The sequence below is a fragment of the Caulobacter sp. P1_D6 genome (assembly GCF_056406095.1).
The window spans coordinates 84,734-102,466 of the sequence record NZ_JBFUAW010000024.1; the positions used below are offsets into that span (position 1 = coordinate 84,734).

A 17,733-nucleotide genomic window follows, 5' to 3' on the forward strand; every position below is an offset into this window, starting at 1 on the left:
CAGAAATCGCCGCCCTGGGGATCAGCCGACACTGGCCGATTCCTGGCCGCGGTCCTTGAACTTCACGACGCCCTTGGGGGGCACGCGGTCGGGGCGGGCCAGGTCGACGATCAGCGGGACGATGGTGTCGGGCGCGGGCACGGTCTGCGGGTCCTCGCCTGGGAAGGCGCCGGCCCGCATGCGGGTGCGCATGGCGCCCGGATCGACGCAGACGGCGCGCACCGTGGTGTTCTCCATCTCGTCGTCGTAGCAGGCCACGATGGCCTCCAGGCCGGCCTTGGAGGCCGCGTAGCCGCCCCAGAAGGCGCGATGGGTCTTGGCGACGCTGCTGGTCAGGAAGATGGCCCGACCGGCCTCGGCGCGGCGCAGCAGCGGGTCCATGGACCGGATCAGCCGCCAGTTGGCCGTCAGGTTGGTGGCCATGATCATGTCCCAGCCCTTGGGGTCCAGGTGGCCCACCGGAGTCAGGGCGCCCAGCACGCCGGCGGCGCCGACCAGGATGTCCAGCTTGCCGAACCGCTCGTACAGGGCCGCGCCCAGCTGATCCAGGCCGTCGGGCTCCAGCAGGTTCAGAGGGACCAGGGTGGCGTGCTCGTCGGTCGCGGCGAAGATCGCGTCGTCCAGAGCTTCCAGGGCGCCTTGCGTGCGGCCCAGGGCGATGACGTGGGCGCCGGCCCGGGCCAGGCCCAGGGCGATGGCCTCGCCGATGCCGCGGGTGGCGCCGGTGACGAGGGCGATGCGGCCGGCCAGCGGCTTTTCGGAGTCGGAAGTCATGGGCGGGTTCTAGTGGCTAAGCCGGACGATTGAAACCGGCGATCAGGCCTCGTCGGCGGGCCGCGCGCCGTAGCGCTGGGCGATCACCGAACAGGCCATCAGCTGGATCTGGTGGAACAGCATCAGCGGCAGGACGAGGATGCCGGCCGTCGCGCCGGGGAACAGGATGCCGGCCATCGGCACGCCGGTGGCCAGGCTCTTCTTGGAGCCGCAGAACACGATGGCCACCTCGTCGGGCTTGGAGAAGCCCAGGGCCCGCGCGCCGAACACCGTGGCGGCCATGACCACGGCCAGCAGCAGCATGCAGGCGACCAGCAGGACGCCCAGTTCCGGGATCGAGACGATCTTCCAGATGCCGCCGACCACGGCGGCGCTGAAGGCCGAATAGACCACCAGCAGGATCGAGCCGCGATCGACTTGGCCCACCAGGGCCTTGTGCTTCTCGATCCAGCCCTTGACCCAGGGGCGCACCAGCTGGCCGGCCACGAACGGCACCAGTAGCTGGATGACGATCGATTTGATCGAGTCCCAGCCGCCGACGTCGCCGTGGGCGTGCATCAGCAGGCCCACCAGCACCGGCGTCAGGAAGATGCCGAGCAGATTGGAGGCCGAGGCCGCGCAGACGGCGGCGGCGACATTGCCCCGGCCGATCGAGGTGAAGGCGATCGACGACTGGACGGTCGACGGCAGGCAGCACAGGAACAGCATGCCGCTGGACAGGGTGGGCGACAGCACGCCTGACTTGCTGATGCCCAGGCCCAGCAGCGGGAACAGCACGAAGGTGAAGGCCAGGATCGTCAGGTGCAGGCGCCAGTGGGTCAGGCCCGCGACCACGGCCTCGCGCGACAGCTTGGCGCCGTGCAGGAAGAACAGCAGGGCGATGGCGATCTTGACCACCCAGCCGACGATCGTCGCGGCCTCGCCGCGCACTGGCAGGATCGAGGCCAGCACGACCATGCCGAACAGGGCCAGGATGTAGCCGTCGATCTTCAGCTTGGCGAGGAGGGTGGAAACGGGATTGGCCACTAGCGCCTCTCAATACGTCATTCCCCGACATCTTCGGGGAACCCAAGCCGAGCCGCCTGGAAATCTGGATTAGCGCAGCTTTGGTCCCCCGAACAAGTCGGGGGACGATGCGGTTGTGAGGCGGAGCTAGGCGCTCAGCAGCGACAGCTGCTTCTCGGCCTGGTCGTTGCGGCCCTCGGCGATCTCGCGGTCGGTCAGACGCGTGGGATAGTCGCCGGTGAAGTAGTGGTCGGTGAACTGCGGGTGGGCCGGGTCGCGGGGACCGGCTTCCAGCGCCTGGTAGAGGCCGTCGACCGACAGGAAGCCCAGCGAGTCGACTTCCAGGAACTTGGCCATCTCTTCCAGCGACTTGTTGGCCGCCAGCAACTGGTCGCGCTCGGGCATGTCGATGCCGTAGAAGTCGGGCCACTTGATCGGCGGGCTGGCCGAGCGGAGGTGAACCTCCTTGGCGCCGGCCTCGCGGACCATGCGCACGATCTTCAGCGAGGTGGTGCCGCGCACGATCGAGTCGTCGATCAGGATCACGCGCTTGCCTTCCAGCACGGCGCGGTTGGGGCTGTGCTTCATGCGCACGCCCAGTTCGCGCACGCCCTGGGTCGGCTGGATGAAGGTGCGGCCCACATAGTGGTTGCGGATGATGCCCAGGTCGAAGGGCAGGCCGCTCTGCTGGGCGAAGCCGATGGCGGCGGGCACGCCGCTGTCGGGAACCGGCACCACGACGTCGGCCTCGACGCCCGTCTCGATGGCCAGGCGCTGGCCCATGCGCTTGCGCACGTCATAGACCGAGCGGCCGTTCACGACGCTGTCGGGGCGGGCGAAGTAGACGTATTCGAACACGCAGGGGCGGGCGGCGACGTTCTGGAACGGACGTAGCGATTTCACGCCGGTCTCGGAGATCACCACCATTTCGCCGTGCTCGACGTCGCGCACGAAGCGGGCGCCGATCATGTCCAGAGCGCAGGTCTCGGACGCCAGGATCGGCTGGCCGTCCAGGTCGCCCAGCACCAGCGGGCGGATGCCCAGCGGGTCGCGCAGGCCGATCATCTTCTTGTTGGTGATGGCCACGATCGCGTAGCCGCCCTCGATCTGGCCGACGGCGTCGATGAAGCGGTCGACGATGCGGGCCTTCCGCGAGCGGGCGATCAGGTGGAGGATCACCTCGCTGTCCGACGTCGACTGGAAGATCGCGCCCTCCTGGACCAGGCGCTCGCGCAGGGTCAGGAAGTTGGTCAGGTTGCCGTTGTGGGCAATGGCCACGCCGCCGGTCTCGAGATCGGCGAACATCGGCTGGACGTTGCGGATGCCGCTGCCGCCGGCCGTGGAGTAGCGGGTGTGGCCGATGGCCATGCCGCCGGGGAGGCGCTGGACCAGGTCGTTGCCGGTGAAGGCGTCGCCCACGTGGCCCATGTGGCGTTCGGTGTGGAAGCGCTGGCCGTCGAAGGCGGCGATGCCGCAGGCTTCCTGGCCGCGATGCTGCAGGGCGTGCAGGCCCAGGGCGGTGACGGCGGCGGCGTCGCGCACGCCGTAGACGCCGAAGACCCCGCATTCGAGGCGCAGGGTGTCGTCTTCCGGATCACGCCAAGGCTTGGACGAGAAGCGGTCGGTCGACTGGCCGAAGGACGTCATCGCGATTTCTCCACCAGCTCGTCGACGGAGCGACGCTGGTCCTTATCATAACCCGGATCGCCCGACTTGCGTTCGGACGGTTTGTCGCTGGCGCCGTCATGGACGGCGTCCTCAATGGCGGGGGCCAGCTTGCCGGCCAGGCCGGCGCCCTTGGGGGCGAACACCTTCAGCACGCGGCCGGCGGCGTTGGACAGCGGATACAGCGCCGACTTCGACATCCAGCCGGGGACGCGGTCGGGCGGGGTGGCCATGTGGAACACCAGGCTGAACACGCCCAGCACCACCAGGCCGCGCAGCACGCCGAACGCCAGACCCATCAGGCGGTCCAGCGTGCCCAGGGCGCCGTCGGCGTGCAGGGTCTTGGTGATCTGGGCGCCGACCAGGCGCAGCAGCACGAAGATGATGACGAAGGCGACCAGGATGGCGGCCGCCGTGGCCGCCCAGTCCGGATCCATCATGCCCCGGAACAGCGGGCCGGTGACCCGCAGGGCCAGCAGGGACAGCAGGGCGGCGACGATGAACGACAGGGCCGAGGTCAGTTCCCGCGAGGCGCCGCGCGCGAAGCCGACCAGGGCCGAGACCAGCAGGATCAGGCCGAAGATGATGTCGAAAGGCGTCACGTCAGCTGGCCCCAGATCTCGTCGCCGATGCGGCGCACCGCGTCGGCCAGTCGCGCCACGCCGGCGACAGGCAGGGCTCCGCCGCCTTCGGGAAGCCCCGACAACGGTCCCAGAGCTCGGCCAAAGCCGAGTTTCGCGGCCTCTTTCAAACGTGTCTCCATACGGCTCACGGGCCGCACTTCACCGGACAGGCTGACCTCGCCGAAGACGACGCAGTCCTGCGGCAGGGCGATGTCGAGGGCCGAGGAGGCCAGGGCCGCCGCCGCCGCCAAGTCCGCCGCCGGCTCGGTGATCCGCAGGCCGCCAGCGACGTTCAGATAGACGTCCTTGTTGCCAAAACCAAGGCCGCAACGCGATTCGAGCACAGCCAAGACCATGGCTAGGCGTCCGGAATCCCATCCGACCACGGCGCGTCTGGGCGTTCCGTACGCGGACGGAGCGACCAGAGCCTGGAATTCGACCAGGACGGGTCGCGAGCCCTCGATGCCGGCGAACACCGCCGCGCCCGCCGCCCGCTCGCCGCCCTCGTTGAGGAACAGGGCCGAGGGGTTCTTGACCTCGCGCAGGCCGGAATCGCCCATTTCGAACACCCCGATCTCATCGGTGGCCCCGAAACGGTTCTTGGCGCCGCGCAGGATGCGGAACGGATAGCCGCGCTCGCCCTCGAAGCTGAGCACCGCGTCGACCAGGTGCTCGACCACGCGCGGGCCGGCGATCTGGCCGTCCTTGGTGACGTGGCCGACCAGCAGGATGGCCACGCCCTTCTTCTTGGCCAGGCGCACCAGCTCCTGGGCGCAGGCCCGGACCTGGGTGACCGTGCCGGGCCCGGCCTCGTGGGCGTCGCTCCACATGGTCTGGATCGAATCGATGACCACCAGATCGAAGTTGTCGCGTTTCAGGCCGTCGAGGATGTCGCGCAGGCTGCTTTCGGCGGCCAGTTTCACCGGGGCCTGGGCGAAGCCCATGCGCTCGGCCCGGCCGCGGATCTGGGCCACGGCCTCTTCGCCCGAGATGTAGGCGCAGTTGACGCCCTTCAGGCTGGCCTTGGCGACCACCTCCAGCAGCAGGGTGGATTTGCCGACGCCCGGGTCGCCGCCGATCAGGATCGCCGAGCCGGGCACCACGCCGCCGCCGCAGACCCGGTCGAACTCGTCGACGCCGGTGATGATCCGGGGCGGGGCGGGGGTGTCGCTTTCCAGGCCGGTGAACTGCAGGCCGCGCGTTCGACTGGCCTTGGTGACCGACAGGGCGCCGGGCGCGCGGACGCCGGTCTCCTCGACCAAGCTGTTCCAGCTCTGGCAGGCCGAGCACTGACCCGACCACTTGGTCGTGACCGCGCCGCAGGACTGGCAGGCGTAGACGGCGCCGTCACGGGCCATGGGGGCTCCTGATTCGAAGATGACTGGAGACTACAGCTTGGCCGCCCGCTGCGCCAAAGCCGGACGCACCGTCTCTCAGCCGCCCTTGACCACGCGTCGGGCCCTTGGCGCGATGCGGGTCAGCAACTCGTAGGCCGTGGTGCCGGCCGCCGCCGCCGCGTCGTCCACCGGCAGGTCGGGGCCGATGATCTGCATCATCGCGCCCGGGCGGGCGGCGTCGCAGTCGGTGATGTCGACGGCGATCAGGTCCATCGACACCCGGCCCAGCATCGGCCGCAGGGCGCCGTCGAACCACACCGCGCCGCGCGGATGAGCGGCGCGTGGCACGCCGTCGGCATAGCCGGCCGCCAGGATGGCGACGCGGGTGGTGTCCAGCGCGGTGAAGGCCGCGCCGTAGCCGATGCTTTCGCCGCGCGGCACGACCCGGGCCTGGAGGATCGGCGCCTCAAGCGTCGCCACCGCCTTGATCCGGGCGTCGGGCACGTCGCGCGGACCGCCGCCATAGAGGCTGATGCCAGGCCGGCACTGATCGAAGCGGAAGGCCTCGCCCAGGAAGATGCCGCCCGAATTGGCGAGGCTGCGGCGAGCGTTGGGGAAGAGCGCGGCGGCTTCGGTGAAACGGGTAAGTTGGCGGGCGTTCAGCGGGTGATCGGGCTCGCTGGCGCAGGCCAGGTGGCTGATCACCAGGGTGATATTGAGGAACTTCAGCCGGTCCATCGCCCCGGTCAGGACCACGGCCTCTTCCGGGCGCAGGCCCAGCCGGTTCATGCCGGTGTCGATGTGCAGGGCGGCGTCCAGCACGCGGCCGCGCGCGTGGCTGTTCCAGGCCTCGATCTGCGGCAGGCTGTTGAGCACCGGCGTCAGCCTGGCCGCCTCGAGGGCGGGCGCCGAGCCCGGCGTGACGCCGTCCAGGACGTAGATCGTCGCCTTGCGCTCGCCCAAGGCCCGGCGCAGGGCCAGGCCTTCCGACAGCCGGGCCACGTAGAAGGCGCGTGCGCCATCGTCCCACAGGAAACCGGCGACGACGGCCGCGCCCAGGCCGTAGCCGTCGGCCTTCACGGCGGGCGCGATCTCGGCCCCGCCGGCGGCGGCCTTGAGCACGGCGTGGTTGGACGCCAGGGCGTCGAGGTCGAGGGTCAGGAGGCTGGCTTCGGTCACGAGGCGGGACGTAGCCGAGCGCGCCGCGCAAAGCCAGTGCGGATGGCGAGCTGTTTCAGTGCAGGGGGTGTCGCGCCAGGAAGTCGCCCGCCAGGCTCTCCAATCCGCTGGCCAGGATCTGCACCCCGATGCAGAGCAGCAGGAAGGCGACCAGACGCGACATGACCCGCGCGCCCGACACGCCCAGCAGGGCCATGACCCGGTCGGACGCGCGATAGAGGCCCCAGATCAGCAAGGCGACCACCAGGGCGGCCAGGCTGGCGCCGAGGAAGAACGGAACCACCGTGTGGCCGCCGGCCGGCCTCTGCGAGGACAGGGCGATGGCCACGGCGATCGAGCCGGGCCCGGTCGTGAACGGCATGGTCAGCGGAAAGAAGGCGATGTCGTCGGTGCGGCGCTCGGCGGGGGAGGCCGCGTCGCTCTTGCGGTCCTCGTGGGCCTCGGGCTGCATCAGCAGGCCCCAGGCGCGGATCGCCACCACCAGGCCGCCGGCCACGCGCAGGGCGCCCAGGCTGACGCCGAAGAAGTTGAGGATGTAGCCGCCCAGCAGCAGCGACCCCAGCAGGATGGCCAGGGCGTAGGTCGCGATCCGGAAGGCCAGCCGGTGGCGCTCGTGCGCCGTGCGGTCGGCCAGCACCTGATGGAAGATCAGCGAGGCCCCGACCGGATTGACGATCGAGAACAGCGCCGGGAAGGCCAGCAGAAACGCGCCGACGACCGTGGACGTCGGCAGGGGGTTGAAATCCATTCGCGGCCCTCGTTCAGCGAGTCTCGACACCGTGGCCGAGACCGGCCGTCCGCGTCAAACCCAAGACCGCTACTCGTCGTCGCCGCTGCGCATCTGGTGGAAGTAGTGGTCGCGGGCCAGGTTGCCGAAGCGGGTGGTGTCGCTGTTGAACGACAGGCGCACGGTGCCGATGGGACCGTGACGCTGCTTGGCGATGATCACCTCGGCCAGGCCCTGCAGGCGGTCCATGTCCTCCTGCCATTGCAGGTGCTCGGGCGTGCCTTCGCGCGGCTCCGAACGGCCGACATAGTAGCTTTCGCGATAGACGAACCAGACCATGTCGGCGTCCTGCTCGATCGAGCCGGATTCGCGAAGGTCGGACAGCTGAGGCCGCTTGTCCTCGCGCTGCTCGACCTGACGCGACAGCTGCGACAGGGCGATGACCGGGCAGGCCAGCTCCTTGGCCAAGGCCTTCAGGCCCATGGTGATCTGCGAGACTTCCTGCACGCGGTTGGCGTTGGAGCCGAGGTCCGAGCCGGTGACCAGCTGCAGGTAGTCGACGACGATCAGGTCCAGGCCGACCTGGCGCTTCAGGCGACGGGCCCGGGCGGTCAGCTTGGYGATCGAGATGCCGCCGGTGGCGTCGATATAGAGCGGGGCTTCCTGCAGCTCGATGGCCGCGTCGCGCACCCGGCCGAACTCGCTGGCGTCGATCTCGCCCTTGCGGAGCTTGTCGCCCGACACGCCCGAGGCGTCTGCCAGCATGCGCAGGGCCAGCTGCTCGGCGCTCATTTCCAGCGAGTAGAAGGCCACGACGCCGCCGCTGACGGTCTTCTTTGTGCCGTCCGGCTGGGGCTCCCAGGCGTACTTCTTTGCCACGTTGAAGGCGATGTTGGTGGCGAGCGCGGTCTTGCCCATCGACGGACGACCGGCCAGCACGATCAGGTCGGAGGGGTGCAGGCCGCCGATCTTTGTGTCCAGGTCGATCAGGTCGCTGGCCAGGCCCGACATGCCGCCGTCGCGGCTGTAGGCCTCGGCGGTCATCTCGACCGCGCCGCGCAGGGCGTCGCCGAAGCTGACGAAGCCGGAGCTGGCCACGCCGCTTTCGGCCAGGGTGTAGAGCTGCTGTTCGGCCTGCTCGATCTGGTCGCGGGCCGGCAGCTTGACGTCGTCCTTGCCGACCCCGCCGTGGGCGGTGGAGGCGATCTCGCCGCCGATGCGGATCAGGTCGCGGCGCAGGGCCAGGTCGAACACGGCGCGGGCGTAGTCGCCGACATTGGCGGCGGGCGGGGCGCGGTCGACCAGGTCGGCCAGGTAGCGCAGGCCGCCCAGTTCCTCGAACGCCGGATCGTGCTTGAACTCGTCGGCCAGCAGGATCGGCTCGGCCAGCTGGCCCTTGCGGATATGGGTCTCGATCGAGCTGAACAGGCGCGCGTGGAAGGGCTCGTAGAAGTGGCGGCCCTGCAGGCTGTCGGTCAGGCGCTCATAGGCCGAGTTGTCGTACAGCAGCACGCCCAGCAGCGCCTGTTCGGCCTCCAGATTGTGGGGCGCGACGGAGACGACAATGTCGCCCATCGAAGAGGGTGGGCGGAGGTCTAGTGCTGGTACGAGGGACATCGGCATAAGTTAACGCGAACCGGTCTCAGGAGCGACGGGTGAGGCTTCAGATGAACGGGGATGTTCTGTGTATATTCTGCCGCTCCGTCACGTCAGAAACGGACGCATGAAAACGGCGCGGGAGAATGTCCCGCGCCGTTGTGTCTTGACCCTAGGTCAGCCTACCAGCTGTAGCTGAGGCGGGTGTAGAGGAAGCGCCCGTTGAAGCCGAACGGCGAGTAGCTGGGGAAGGCGACCACCCCGGTCGTGTTGACCGGCGCCGGGGCCTGGTCGGGGTACTCGTCGAACAGGTTGTTCACGCCCAGCGCCCAGGTGACGTCCTTGAGGAAGGTATAGCGCGCCTCGGCGTCCCAGACCGTCTTGGCGCCCGACTTGTAGTCCAGGGCCGGGGTGGCGTTGGGGATCAGCACCGAGCCGTAGGCCGTGCCCCGCAGGGTCGCGCCCCACGGGCCGTTGCTCCAGTCGCCGGCCGCCACGAACTTGTGGTCGGGCGTGCCCTGCTCGTAGGTCAGGACGTTGACCCGGGCGAACAGGGGCGGGGGCACGGGCAGGCCGGACAGAGTGCTGGTGGTCGGCACCTTGTTGACGTCGGTCTGGTTGTAGTTGGCCGCCAGGGTCAGGTCGAAGCGGCCGGCCTCGTCGGCGTCGAGGCGGTAGCGCGCCACCACGTCCACGCCCTTGCTGGTGGTGTCCACGCCGTTGACGAAGAACCGCGCCGTGGTCACGCCAAACGGCTGCAGCAGGTTGTAGATCGCCTGCTGGGTCGGGGTGCCGCCGTTGACGCCCTGGATGTTCTCCGAAAGCACGATGCGGTTGTCGATGTCGATCTGGTAGGCGTCGACCGTCAGCTCGAACGGGCCCTTGTGATAGACCGCGCCCAGCGAATAGTTCTTCGACTTTTCCGGCTCCAGCGGTTTGGCGCCCAGGGCCGCGGCCGTGGCGCTGGTGGCCGGGAAGGTGCCGACGTCCACCGCCGCCCCGCCCGACACGATGTTTATCGAGGTGGTGGTGAAGTACTGCTGCTGCAGCGCCGGAGCCCGGAAGCCGGTCGAGAAGGCGCCGCGCAGGGCGAAGTTGTCGGTGAAGTCGTAGCGCGCGGCGATCTTGCCCGTCGTGGTCGAACCGAAGTCCGAATAGTCCTCGTAGCGGGCGGCCAGGTCGATATCGAGCTTGTCGGTGATCTGGTTGTCCAGGTCGACATAGAGGCTGGTGGCGTTGCGGCTGACGTCGACTTCGTTGGCTGGGCGGAAGCCGGGGAAGCCCTGGGCGCCGGCGCCCTTGCCGTTGCCGCCGTTGATCCACGAGGCGGTCTCGCCGGCCTCGATCTTGTAGGTCTCGTCGCGGTATTCGATCCCGAAGGCCAGGGTGCTGGGCTTGGCGAAGTTGAACAGCTCCAGCGGGCGGTTGACGTCGATCGCCGCCACCGTCTGGCCGTACTGCATCGACCCGTCCTTGAAGCGGGTCGGCGAGCTCGGGCCCAGCGAGGCGTTCAGCGAATTGATCGTGCCGTACTCGACCTTGTTGTTGCCGTAGGTGACGCTGGCGTCGACGTTGAAGCCGCCGATCACGCCCTTGGTCCCGAAGGCCAGGTTGTAGTCGTCGATCTTGGTGGTGATCCGCGGCACGTAGCCGGTCGGATAGACGCTGACATAGTTGTTGGCGTTGTCGGCCAGGCGCGGGAAGGCCGAGCTTTCACCCTTGCGGTTCTGGTAGCCGGCCAGGCCGTACAGGCTCCAGGCCTCGTTCAGCGGCAGGCCGAAGTTGGCGTAGATCGTCTTGGTCTCGACCTGGGGGTCGCCGTAGACGCCGGTCACCTTCTGGGGCGAGACGCGCGGGTCGCGGTCGGCGCGGTTGGTCGGGTTGCGGAACGAATATTCGCCGGTGACCGTCAGGAAGCCTTCGTTGGGCAGGGCGAAGCCTTGCCACAGCGAGGCGCTGTAGGTGGGGCCGTCGTGGGCCTTGCGACCGTCGCGGTCGCGGGCCGTCTTCACGTCGGTGTTGTAGATGCCGTAGGTGGCGCTGGCGCCGCCGCCGTGGCTGGCTTCGCGCAGACGCAGGTTGATCACCCCGGCGATGGCGTCCGACCCGTACTGGGCGGCCGCGCCTTCGCGCAGGATCTCGACGCGGTCCAGGGCGGCGGTCGGGATGGTGTTCAGGTCGAACGGCGCGGAGCCTCGGCCGATCGAGCCGTTGATGTTGACCAGGGCGGAGGTGTGGGCGCGGTGGCCGTTCAGCAGCACCAGGGTCTGGTCGGGCGACAGGCCGCGCAGGGTGGCCGGGCGCACCGAGTCGGTGCCGTCGGTCACCGCCGGACGCGGGAAGTCGATCGAGGGCGCCAGATTGGCCAGGGCCTGGGCCAGTTCCGGCGTGCCCTGCCGGGTCAGGGCCTTGTTGTCGACGACGTCGACCGGCGAGACGGTGTCCAGCCGCGAACGGGCGACACGGGTGCCGGTGATGACGACCTGATCGACCTCGGTCGAGTCGGTCGGCGCGGCGACGTCCTGAGCCTGGGCGACGCCGGAAACGGCCGCGATGGAGGCGGCGGCCAGAAGGAAGCTTTTGAAACGCATTGCGAAATCCCCTCGCATGGCTTCCAGAGGCTCAAGGCCTTTTGTTCCGGAAGCGGAGGAGCCCTTCTCCCCCTAGGGAAAGGATGGGGATGCGTGCATCCGCTCACAAGCTGAGCAATTCTGGTTAAACGCGCAGAAAAAAACGGCGCGGATTTCTCCGCGCCGTTCTTCAGTTTTTCTAGACGCTATTAAGCCGGCTTAGGCTTCGTAGTGGTCGCCTTCGAACGAACCGGCTCCGCCTTCCGCCATGTCTTGGGCGGCTTCGGCGTCAGCGGCGCGGTCTTCTTCGAACTGAGCGGCGACGACGTTTTCGCCGCGCGCTTGGCGTTCGGCTTCGTCTTGGCTGCGCGCGATGTTGAGGGTGACCGTGACGGTCACTTCAGCGTGCAGCTTCACCTTCACTTCGTGGACGCCCAGCGTCTTGATCGGCTTGTCGAGGACGATCATCGAGCGATCGACCTTGCCGCCTTCGGCCTTGATGGCGTCGGCGACATCGCGACCCGCGACCGAACCGTACAGCTGGCCGCTTTCGCCGGCTTGACGGATCATCACGTATTGCTTGCCTTCCAGGCCTTCGCCCGACTTGCCAGCGGTTTCGCGGTTCTTGACGTTGCGAGCTTCGATCTCAGCGCGCTGAGCTTCGAAGGTCTTCAGGTTGGTCGAGTTGGCGCGCAGGGCCTTGGCGCGGGGCAGCAGGAAGTTACGGGCGAAGCCGTCCTTCACGGTGACCACGTCGCCGAGGACGCCGGTGCCTTCGACGCGTTCGAGCAGAATGACTTTCATCGTGGTGTCTCCCTTACTTCACGACGTAGGGGAGCAGAGCCAGGAAGCGGGCGCGCTTGATGGCCTTGGCCAGTTCGCGTTGCTTCTTGGCCGACACCGCGGTGATGCGCGACGGCACGATCTTGCCGCGTTCGGAGACGTAACGCTGCAGCAGCTTCACGTCCTTGTAGTCGATCTTCGGCGCGTTGGCGCCCGAGAACGGGCAAACCTTGCGGCGACGGAAGAACGGGCGGCGGGCGCCGCCACCGGCGGCGGGAGCGCCGGCTTCGGGAGCAGTGGTATCGGTCATGATCTCTCTTCTCCCTTACGCGGCCGGCGCGAAGTCGTCGCGCGGGCGCTCGGTGCGCTCGCCACGTTCGCGGTCGCGACGGGCCAGAACCGGCGACAGTTCCAGGTCCAGCTCTTCGACGCGGATGGTCATGAAGCGCAGCACGTCTTCATTGATCAGCAGCTGACGTTCCATCTCCTTCACGGCCGCGGCCGGAGCGTCGATGGCGAGCAGGGAGTAGTGGCCCTTGCGGTTCTTCTTGATGCGATAGGTGAGGTTACGCAGGCCCCAGTATTCGATCTTGGCGATGTGACCGCCATTTTCTTCCAGGAGAGCCTTCAGTTGCTCGTTCAGAGCTTCGGCCTGTTGCGGCGAGATGTCCTGCCGCGCGATGACCACGTGTTCGTAGAACGCCATGTTTTCCTTCTTCCGGTTTGGATAGCGGCGCGGGCGACGGCGGAAGTCCGTCGACCACGATGGATCCTGCATGCCGAGCGGGAAATCCCGACCCAAAGGGCTGCGTGCAAGACCGCCATCCGTGAGAGGGCGCGCTAATACAGGAAAGGGCGCGGAAGTACAAGTCGCGCGGCGGGCTTGCATCCCTAGGTAGCCCTGGGGCAAGGAGGTGCAGCTTCACCGTCGGGGGATTTATCATGAAACGTCTCGCTGTTCTCGTCGCCGCGGCGGCCCTGTGCCTGGCCGGCAACGCGGCCCACGCCCGGCAGGCGTCGCCGCCGCCGCCCGCCGCCGCGTCCAAGGCTTCGCCCGAGACCCGCGCCCTGGCCGAGCGCTATTTCAAGGCGATCCACTACGACACGCTGCTGAACCAGATGATGGACCAGATGGTCCCGACCATGATCGAGACCATGCGCAAGCAGACTCCGTCGGTGACCGACGAACAGAGCCGCCTGATCAGCGAGACCGTCCTGGAAACCACGCACGAGATGACCGACAAGATGAAGGCGCCGATGCTCGACGCCGTGGCCGAGGTCTTCAGCGAGCAGGAGCTGCGCGACCTGGTGGCGTTCTACGAGGGACCGTCCGGCCAGGCCCTGATCGCCAAGACGCCCGAACTCACCCAGAAGATGATGACGCAGATGCCCGCGATCATGGCCGAGACGCAGACCAAGATGCTGCAGAAGCTGTGCGCCAAGCTCGGCTGCGACGCCGCCGGCGCGCCCGCCCGAAAGGCGGCCAAGTCCTGATCGCGCCCGGAAAACGGGCTGTCGAACAACTGTCATATAAATTGGGCGGCGACAGGCTTCAGCCTCTCGCCGCCTTGTGCTATCGGGCGTTCATGGGGTTCAGGACGACTTCCCTGATCGTGGCTTTGCTGACGGTCGTCGCCGCGCCGGCGACGGCGGGCGACGTCGTGCGCAAGCCCGACCTGTCGGTGTGGGGCGCTGACGGCCATTTCCAGGGCTATTCGGCCGCCCAGACCCTGGACCTGTCCAGCGACGCCGAGAAGGCGACCTTCACCGCCAAGGTCGCCGGGGCGATCGACGACCCGACCTATAATTTCGACCTCAACCTGAACCAGAAGCCCGATGAACACCTCGCCGCCAACCGCGCGGTCGGCGTCGGCGCGTCCTGGAACGCCCGCGAGGCGGCGATCCGCTCGTCGCTGGCCCGCTCGTTCGGCTTTGGCCTGCTGCCCAAGACCAACTATGTGCGCCTGTCGATGGACATGAACGCCAGCCAGCCGGTCTATCTGCGCGGCGCCACGCCGGTGACCCGGGCCAATGTGCGGTCCGAACTGACCCTGGACGGCCGGCCGGTCGCCTCGATCGCCGTCGGCGGCGGCACGATGGGCGAGGAGGGCGTCGATTTCAGCCTGACCCGGCCGTTCGACATCCCCGCCGAGTTCACCGTCAGCCTGCGCGCCGCCGACGAGCGGGTCCAGGACGGCCGGCTGATGGTCAAGCTGGTCCGCACCACCTGGTAGGGTTCAGGCGGCTTCGGCCGCCGCTTCCGCACCCTCGCGTCCCGCCAAGTCTTGCTTAGGGCGCCGCACGGCCTGGGCGAACCGCTCCAGATAGCGCGGGTTCTCGGTGCCCATCATCCGATCCCACCAGGTGAAATAGAGCCCGTAGTTCCAGCCGGCCTGGTCATGGTGCAGGTCGTGGTGGGTGACGGTCGTCAGCCAGGGCAGCAGCGGGCGGCCGTCGCGGCTCGCGGGGAACAGCTCGTAGCCGCTGTGGCCCAGGGTGTTGCGGATGATCTGGTGCAGCATGAACAGGCCCGCGACCGGCCACTGGGTGGGGACCAGCAGCATCCACAGCGGCACGAACAGCGCGTTGATCGCTGCCTCGCCCAGGTCGAAGCTGTAGGCGGTGAACGGCGAGGGGCTGTTGGACCGGTGATGGCGGCGGTGGAAGGTCCGGAACAGCCGCCGGTCGTGGATCAGCCTGTGCGTCCAGTAGAACCAGGCGTCGTGGGCGACGATCATCAACGCCAGGCTGGTCCAGAACCAGACGGGCCCCAGGCTTCGGGCGATGTAGGGGCCGGGCATCAGGCCGGCGTGGAACAGGCCGAAGCTGATCAGGCCGACGGTCGAGAAGATCATGATCGAGCGAATCGAGGTGGCGAACTCGATCAGCAACTGGCGGGCCGGCGGGCGCCCCTCGCGGATCTTGCGGCCGGCCAGCGGGACCGCCAGCACGACCCACAGGGCCAGCCAGACGCCGACCGCGAAGATCACGTAGCGGCTGACGTCGGTGAAGGTGGACTGCAGCCAGTTCTCGGCGAGCGGAAGAAGGAACGACATCGGGCTTTTCTCGGATGAGCGATGCCCGGAGGAAGGCGCTTCGACCGCCGCGCGTCGCGCCGATCGCGAAATCAGGCCGTCTTGTCGGATTTCGACGAAGGATCGCCGGTTTCGACCAGCCTCAGCCGGGGCGGAACCGGGGTGTTGGCGGCTCGCCATTCGGTCGGGGTGACGCCGGTCGCGGCCCGGAAGGCGCGGTTGAACGGGCCCAGCGAGGCGAAGCCCAGCTCGTAGGCGATGGTCGAGATCGACTTCAGGGCCAGGTCCGGGGCGGCGAGGGCGGTCTTGGCCGCTTCGATCCGGCGGCCGTTGACGTAGTCGGCGAAGTTGCGGTGGCCCAGCACGCCGTTGATCAGCCGGCGCAGGCGGTGCTCGGGCGCGCCGACCAGGGCGGCCAGGGCGCTGATCGACAGGTCCTCGCCGCGCCAGACCTCGTCCTGGTCCATCGCCGTCTCCAGCCGGGCCAGCACCAGGCGGTCGGCGGGAGTGAGGTCCATCAAGGGCGCGGGCGTCGGCGTGGCCGCCTCACCGGCCATGGGAACCACCACCACCAGCAGCGGTTCGGCGCGCAGCAGGGCGGCGGAGGCGGCCACGGCCAGGGCGGCCAGGGTCAGCGATTGCAGCAGGCCGGCGGCGGGCAGCCCCGGCAGGCCGCCGATCCAGGCCATGTCCCGAATGCTGAGCAGCAGGATGTAGCCGGCGGCGGCGATCATCACCGGCCCCCGGATGCGGCGGCGCTGGGCCACCAGATCGTCGCGCCAGCCGCGCCAGATCACCAGCAAGGCGTGCAGCACCAGTCCGGCCGAGGCCAGGTTGAAGACCAGCCAGAACGGCTTGCAGATCGTCGGCGGCATCGACCGGGCCAGGAACCACAGCGCCACCAGCCCCGCGGCCGGCCACAGGCGATGCGGGGAGAAGCGCCGCTCGTCGGCGAACAGGGCGTAGGCCAGGGCCCAGAACAGGCCGGTGGTCGCCACCGACAGCGCGCAGACGATCGGGGAGGCCACGGCCACGCCGCCCGGCCTGTAACCTTCGATCACATGGGCCATGGCGCAGGCGAAGAACAGCCCGCCGACCCAGCGCGCGGGCGTCGTGCGCCGATCCAGGACCAGGCCCAGTCCGGTGACCGCGAAACCGCCGATGGCGACGCCGCGGGCCAAGGTCTCGAAGAGGATCGTGTCGCCCATGGCCGGCACTCTAAACGAAACGCGCGCGGACCGATCCGGCCCTTGCTGCCGGCCTTGTAGGCCTTCACCGCGTCCATGGTGCTGGTCACGTGGCCCTGGAAGTTCAGGTCGCTGTAGGCCAGCAGGATCTTGCCGCTGGGGGCGATGACGTAGGACGTGCGGTTGGACAGGTTGTCCTTCATCGGCAGCACGACGTCGTACTTCTTGATCAGGTCGGCGTTCGCGGCCGCCACCGCGAATTTGTCGCGGCAGTGCTCCTTGGAGAAGTCCTTGATGCGGTCGACATTGCCGCCGGTGACGCCGATCACGGTGGCGCCCAGCTTCTCGAACTCGGGCGTCGCCTCGGCGAATTCGTGGGCCTCGGCCGTGCAGCCCGACGTGTAGGCGGCCGGGAAGAAGTACAGCACCACCGGGCCCTTCTTCAGCGCCTTGGCCAGGGTGAAGGAGAAGTCCTTGCCGGCCAGGGCGGCGGGGGCGGTGAAGTCGGGCGCCGTGTCGCCGACCTTGAGGGCGGCCAGGGCGGGGGAGGCGGCCAGAAGGGCGCCGCAAAGAGCGAGACCGGTAAGCAGGCGTTGCATGCGTAGGCTCCAGGGAAGGCGAGGGCGCAGCCAGCTGCGTCACGATTTCAATAACGCCATTCCTTCGCCTTCCAAACGTCAACCTGCGCCCGTAAGACCAAAGTAGGAAACGGGAGGCGGCCATGGCGCTCGGCGAGACGGAAATCCCCACCCTGGCGGCCTGGGCGGGCGGGCCCGAGCGGTTCAGGGCGCTGTTCGAGGCCTTCTACGCCGCCGTGCCTGACGATCCCGTGCTGGCCCCGGTGTTCGCCGGCATGAACCCGCGCCACGCCGAGCATGTGGCCGCCTTCGTCACCGAGGTGTTCGGCGGGCCCAAGGCCTACAGCGAGGCCGGCGGCGGGCACGCCTCGATGATCGGCCACCATCTGGGCCGGCATCTGACGGAAGAGCAGCGCCGGGCCTGGGTGTCGCTGATGCTGGACACCGCCGATGCTGTCGGACTGCCGGCCGATCCGGAATTCCGCGCCGCCTTCGTCGGCTATCTGGAATGGGGCACGCGGCTGGCGGTGATCAACTCCGCGCCGGGCGTCCAGGCGCCCGCCGACAACCCGCCGATGCCGGTCTGGGGCTGGGGACCGCCGGGCGGACCTTGGCTGGGCTGAGACGCGGTCGACTATCGCGCCCTTCCTCTCGCCATGGTAGAGAGGGGCGAC

At 68.6% G+C, this 17,733-nt stretch carries 17 protein-coding genes and 1 pseudogene; 3 read left to right on the plus strand and 15 right to left on the minus strand.

What is annotated here, in order from left to right; genetic code table 11:
* Nucleotides 1–21: 21 nt before the first annotated feature.
* From AC1DYP_RS14840 to rpsF, 12 genes are all read right to left on the minus strand, one after another.
* Nucleotides 22–774 carry an SDR family NAD(P)-dependent oxidoreductase gene (locus AC1DYP_RS14840; RefSeq protein WP_477046969.1) on the minus strand — a complete coding sequence of 251 codons (753 nt, stop codon included), beginning with the start codon at nt 772–774 and terminating at the stop codon, nt 22–24.
* A gap of 42 nt (nt 775–816) precedes the next feature.
* On the minus strand, nt 817–1,800 hold the full coding sequence (locus AC1DYP_RS14845; protein ID WP_477032973.1) for a bile acid:sodium symporter family protein: 984 nt from the start codon (nt 1,798–1,800) through the stop codon (nt 817–819).
* 126 nt (nt 1,801–1,926) lie between these two features.
* Nucleotides 1,927–3,426, minus strand: a complete 1,500-nt coding sequence (purF, locus tag AC1DYP_RS14850) for an amidophosphoribosyltransferase (protein WP_477032972.1) — start codon at nt 3,424–3,426, stop codon at nt 1,927–1,929.
* Nucleotides 3,423–4,046 (minus strand): CvpA family protein, encoded by a 624-nt coding sequence (locus tag AC1DYP_RS14855; RefSeq protein ID WP_477046970.1) that lies wholly within the window; start codon nt 4,044–4,046, stop codon nt 3,423–3,425. Before AC1DYP_RS14855 ends, purF begins: the two co-directional genes overlap by 4 nt.
* Nucleotides 4,043–5,425, minus strand: a complete 1,383-nt coding sequence (radA, locus tag AC1DYP_RS14860; protein ID WP_422182696.1) for a DNA repair protein RadA — start codon at nt 5,423–5,425, stop codon at nt 4,043–4,045. The genes AC1DYP_RS14855 and radA overlap by 4 nt, the downstream gene beginning before the upstream one ends.
* 75 nt (nt 5,426–5,500) lie before the next feature.
* Entirely contained in the window at nt 5,501–6,583 is a 1,083-nt protein-coding gene (alr, locus tag AC1DYP_RS14865; protein ID WP_477046971.1) for an alanine racemase, read from the minus strand.
* A 55-nt stretch (nt 6,584–6,638) separates the two neighbouring features.
* Complete coding sequence (locus AC1DYP_RS14870; RefSeq protein WP_477046972.1) at nt 6,639–7,331, minus strand: MarC family protein; 693 nt, start codon at nt 7,329–7,331, stop codon at nt 6,639–6,641.
* A 69-nt stretch (nt 7,332–7,400) separates the two neighbouring features.
* A complete protein-coding gene (locus AC1DYP_RS14875; protein WP_477046973.1) occupies nt 7,401–8,933 on the minus strand; it encodes a replicative DNA helicase in 1,533 nt (510 codons plus the stop codon).
* 155 nt (nt 8,934–9,088) lie between these two features.
* Complete coding sequence (locus AC1DYP_RS14880) at nt 9,089–11,497, minus strand: TonB-dependent receptor plug domain-containing protein (RefSeq protein ID WP_477046974.1); 2,409 nt, start codon at nt 11,495–11,497, stop codon at nt 9,089–9,091.
* A 198-nt stretch (nt 11,498–11,695) separates the two neighbouring features.
* Nucleotides 11,696–12,280: a 50S ribosomal protein L9 gene (rplI, locus tag AC1DYP_RS14885; RefSeq protein ID WP_477046975.1), complete on the minus strand. Its 585-nt coding sequence runs from the start codon at nt 12,278–12,280 to the stop codon at nt 11,696–11,698.
* Nucleotides 12,281–12,293: 13 nt separating this feature from the next.
* Nucleotides 12,294–12,569, minus strand: coding sequence for a 30S ribosomal protein S18 (gene rpsR, locus AC1DYP_RS14890; protein WP_029914647.1), 276 nt, complete (start codon nt 12,567–12,569; stop codon nt 12,294–12,296).
* 15 nt (nt 12,570–12,584) lie between these two features.
* Entirely contained in the window at nt 12,585–12,965 is a 381-nt protein-coding gene (gene rpsF, locus AC1DYP_RS14895; RefSeq protein WP_028038546.1) for a 30S ribosomal protein S6, read from the minus strand.
* A 236-nt stretch (nt 12,966–13,201) separates the two neighbouring features.
* Between rpsF and AC1DYP_RS14900 the strand changes: the two genes are divergently transcribed.
* Together AC1DYP_RS14900 and AC1DYP_RS14905 are read left to right on the plus strand one after the other, a co-directional pair.
* A complete protein-coding gene (locus AC1DYP_RS14900; protein ID WP_477046976.1) occupies nt 13,202–13,753 on the plus strand; it encodes a DUF2059 domain-containing protein in 552 nt (183 codons plus the stop codon).
* Nucleotides 13,754–13,845: 92 nt separating this feature from the next.
* Nucleotides 13,846–14,493 (plus strand): hypothetical protein, encoded by a 648-nt coding sequence (locus AC1DYP_RS14905; protein WP_477046977.1) that lies wholly within the window; start codon nt 13,846–13,848, stop codon nt 14,491–14,493.
* 3 nt (nt 14,494–14,496) lie between these two features.
* On the opposite strand, the gene AC1DYP_RS14910 is transcribed toward AC1DYP_RS14905, so the two are convergent.
* The 3 genes and pseudogenes from AC1DYP_RS14910 to AC1DYP_RS14920 all read right to left on the minus strand — a co-directional run.
* Nucleotides 14,497–15,315 carry a sterol desaturase family protein gene (locus AC1DYP_RS14910; protein WP_477046978.1) on the minus strand — a complete coding sequence of 273 codons (819 nt, stop codon included), beginning with the start codon at nt 15,313–15,315 and terminating at the stop codon, nt 14,497–14,499.
* 71 nt (nt 15,316–15,386) lie between these two features.
* Entirely contained in the window at nt 15,387–16,502 is a 1,116-nt protein-coding gene (locus tag AC1DYP_RS14915) for a helix-turn-helix domain-containing protein (protein ID WP_477046979.1), read from the minus strand.
* Between the two features lie 50 nt (nt 16,503–16,552).
* Nucleotides 16,553–17,080: pseudogene (locus AC1DYP_RS14920) on the minus strand (peroxiredoxin); the annotation flags it as partial.
* A 122-nt stretch (nt 17,081–17,202) separates the two neighbouring features.
* Here AC1DYP_RS14920 and AC1DYP_RS14925 point away from each other — a divergent pair.
* Nucleotides 17,203–17,682: a group II truncated hemoglobin gene (locus tag AC1DYP_RS14925; protein ID WP_477046980.1), complete on the plus strand. Its 480-nt coding sequence runs from the start codon at nt 17,203–17,205 to the stop codon at nt 17,680–17,682.
* The last annotated feature ends 51 nt before the right edge of the window (nt 17,683–17,733 follow it).

What these genes read in the sequence shown, in the direction of transcription:
- AC1DYP_RS14840 (WP_477046969.1), bottom strand. Translation starts at nt 774, where the DNA reads ATGACTTCCGACTCCGAAAAGCCGCTGGCCGGCCGCATCGCCCTCGTC.
- purF (WP_477032972.1), bottom strand. Translation starts at nt 3,426, where the DNA reads ATGACGTCCTTCGGCCAGTCGACCGACCGCTTCTCGTCCAAGCCTTGG.
- radA (WP_422182696.1), bottom strand. Translation starts at nt 5,425, where the DNA reads ATGGCCCGTGACGGCGCCGTCTACGCCTGCCAGTCCTGCGGCGCGGTC.
- AC1DYP_RS14870 (WP_477046972.1), bottom strand. Translation starts at nt 7,331, where the DNA reads ATGGATTTCAACCCCCTGCCGACGTCCACGGTCGTCGGCGCGTTTCTG.
- AC1DYP_RS14880 (WP_477046974.1), bottom strand. Translation starts at nt 11,497, where the DNA reads ATGCGTTTCAAAAGCTTCCTTCTGGCCGCCGCCTCCATCGCGGCCGTT.
- rplI (WP_477046975.1), bottom strand. Translation starts at nt 12,280, where the DNA reads ATGAAAGTCATTCTGCTCGAACGCGTCGAAGGCACCGGCGTCCTCGGC.
- rpsR (WP_029914647.1), bottom strand. Translation starts at nt 12,569, where the DNA reads ATGACCGATACCACTGCTCCCGAAGCCGGCGCTCCCGCCGCCGGTGGC.
- rpsF (WP_028038546.1), bottom strand. Translation starts at nt 12,965, where the DNA reads ATGGCGTTCTACGAACACGTGGTCATCGCGCGGCAGGACATCTCGCCG.
- AC1DYP_RS14900 (WP_477046976.1), top strand. Translation starts at nt 13,202, where the DNA reads ATGAAACGTCTCGCTGTTCTCGTCGCCGCGGCGGCCCTGTGCCTGGCC.
- AC1DYP_RS14905 (WP_477046977.1), top strand. Translation starts at nt 13,846, where the DNA reads ATGGGGTTCAGGACGACTTCCCTGATCGTGGCTTTGCTGACGGTCGTC.
- AC1DYP_RS14910 (WP_477046978.1), bottom strand. Translation starts at nt 15,315, where the DNA reads ATGTCGTTCCTTCTTCCGCTCGCCGAGAACTGGCTGCAGTCCACCTTC.
- AC1DYP_RS14915 (WP_477046979.1), bottom strand. Translation starts at nt 16,502, where the DNA reads ATGGGCGACACGATCCTCTTCGAGACCTTGGCCCGCGGCGTCGCCATC.
- AC1DYP_RS14925 (WP_477046980.1), top strand. Translation starts at nt 17,203, where the DNA reads ATGGCGCTCGGCGAGACGGAAATCCCCACCCTGGCGGCCTGGGCGGGC.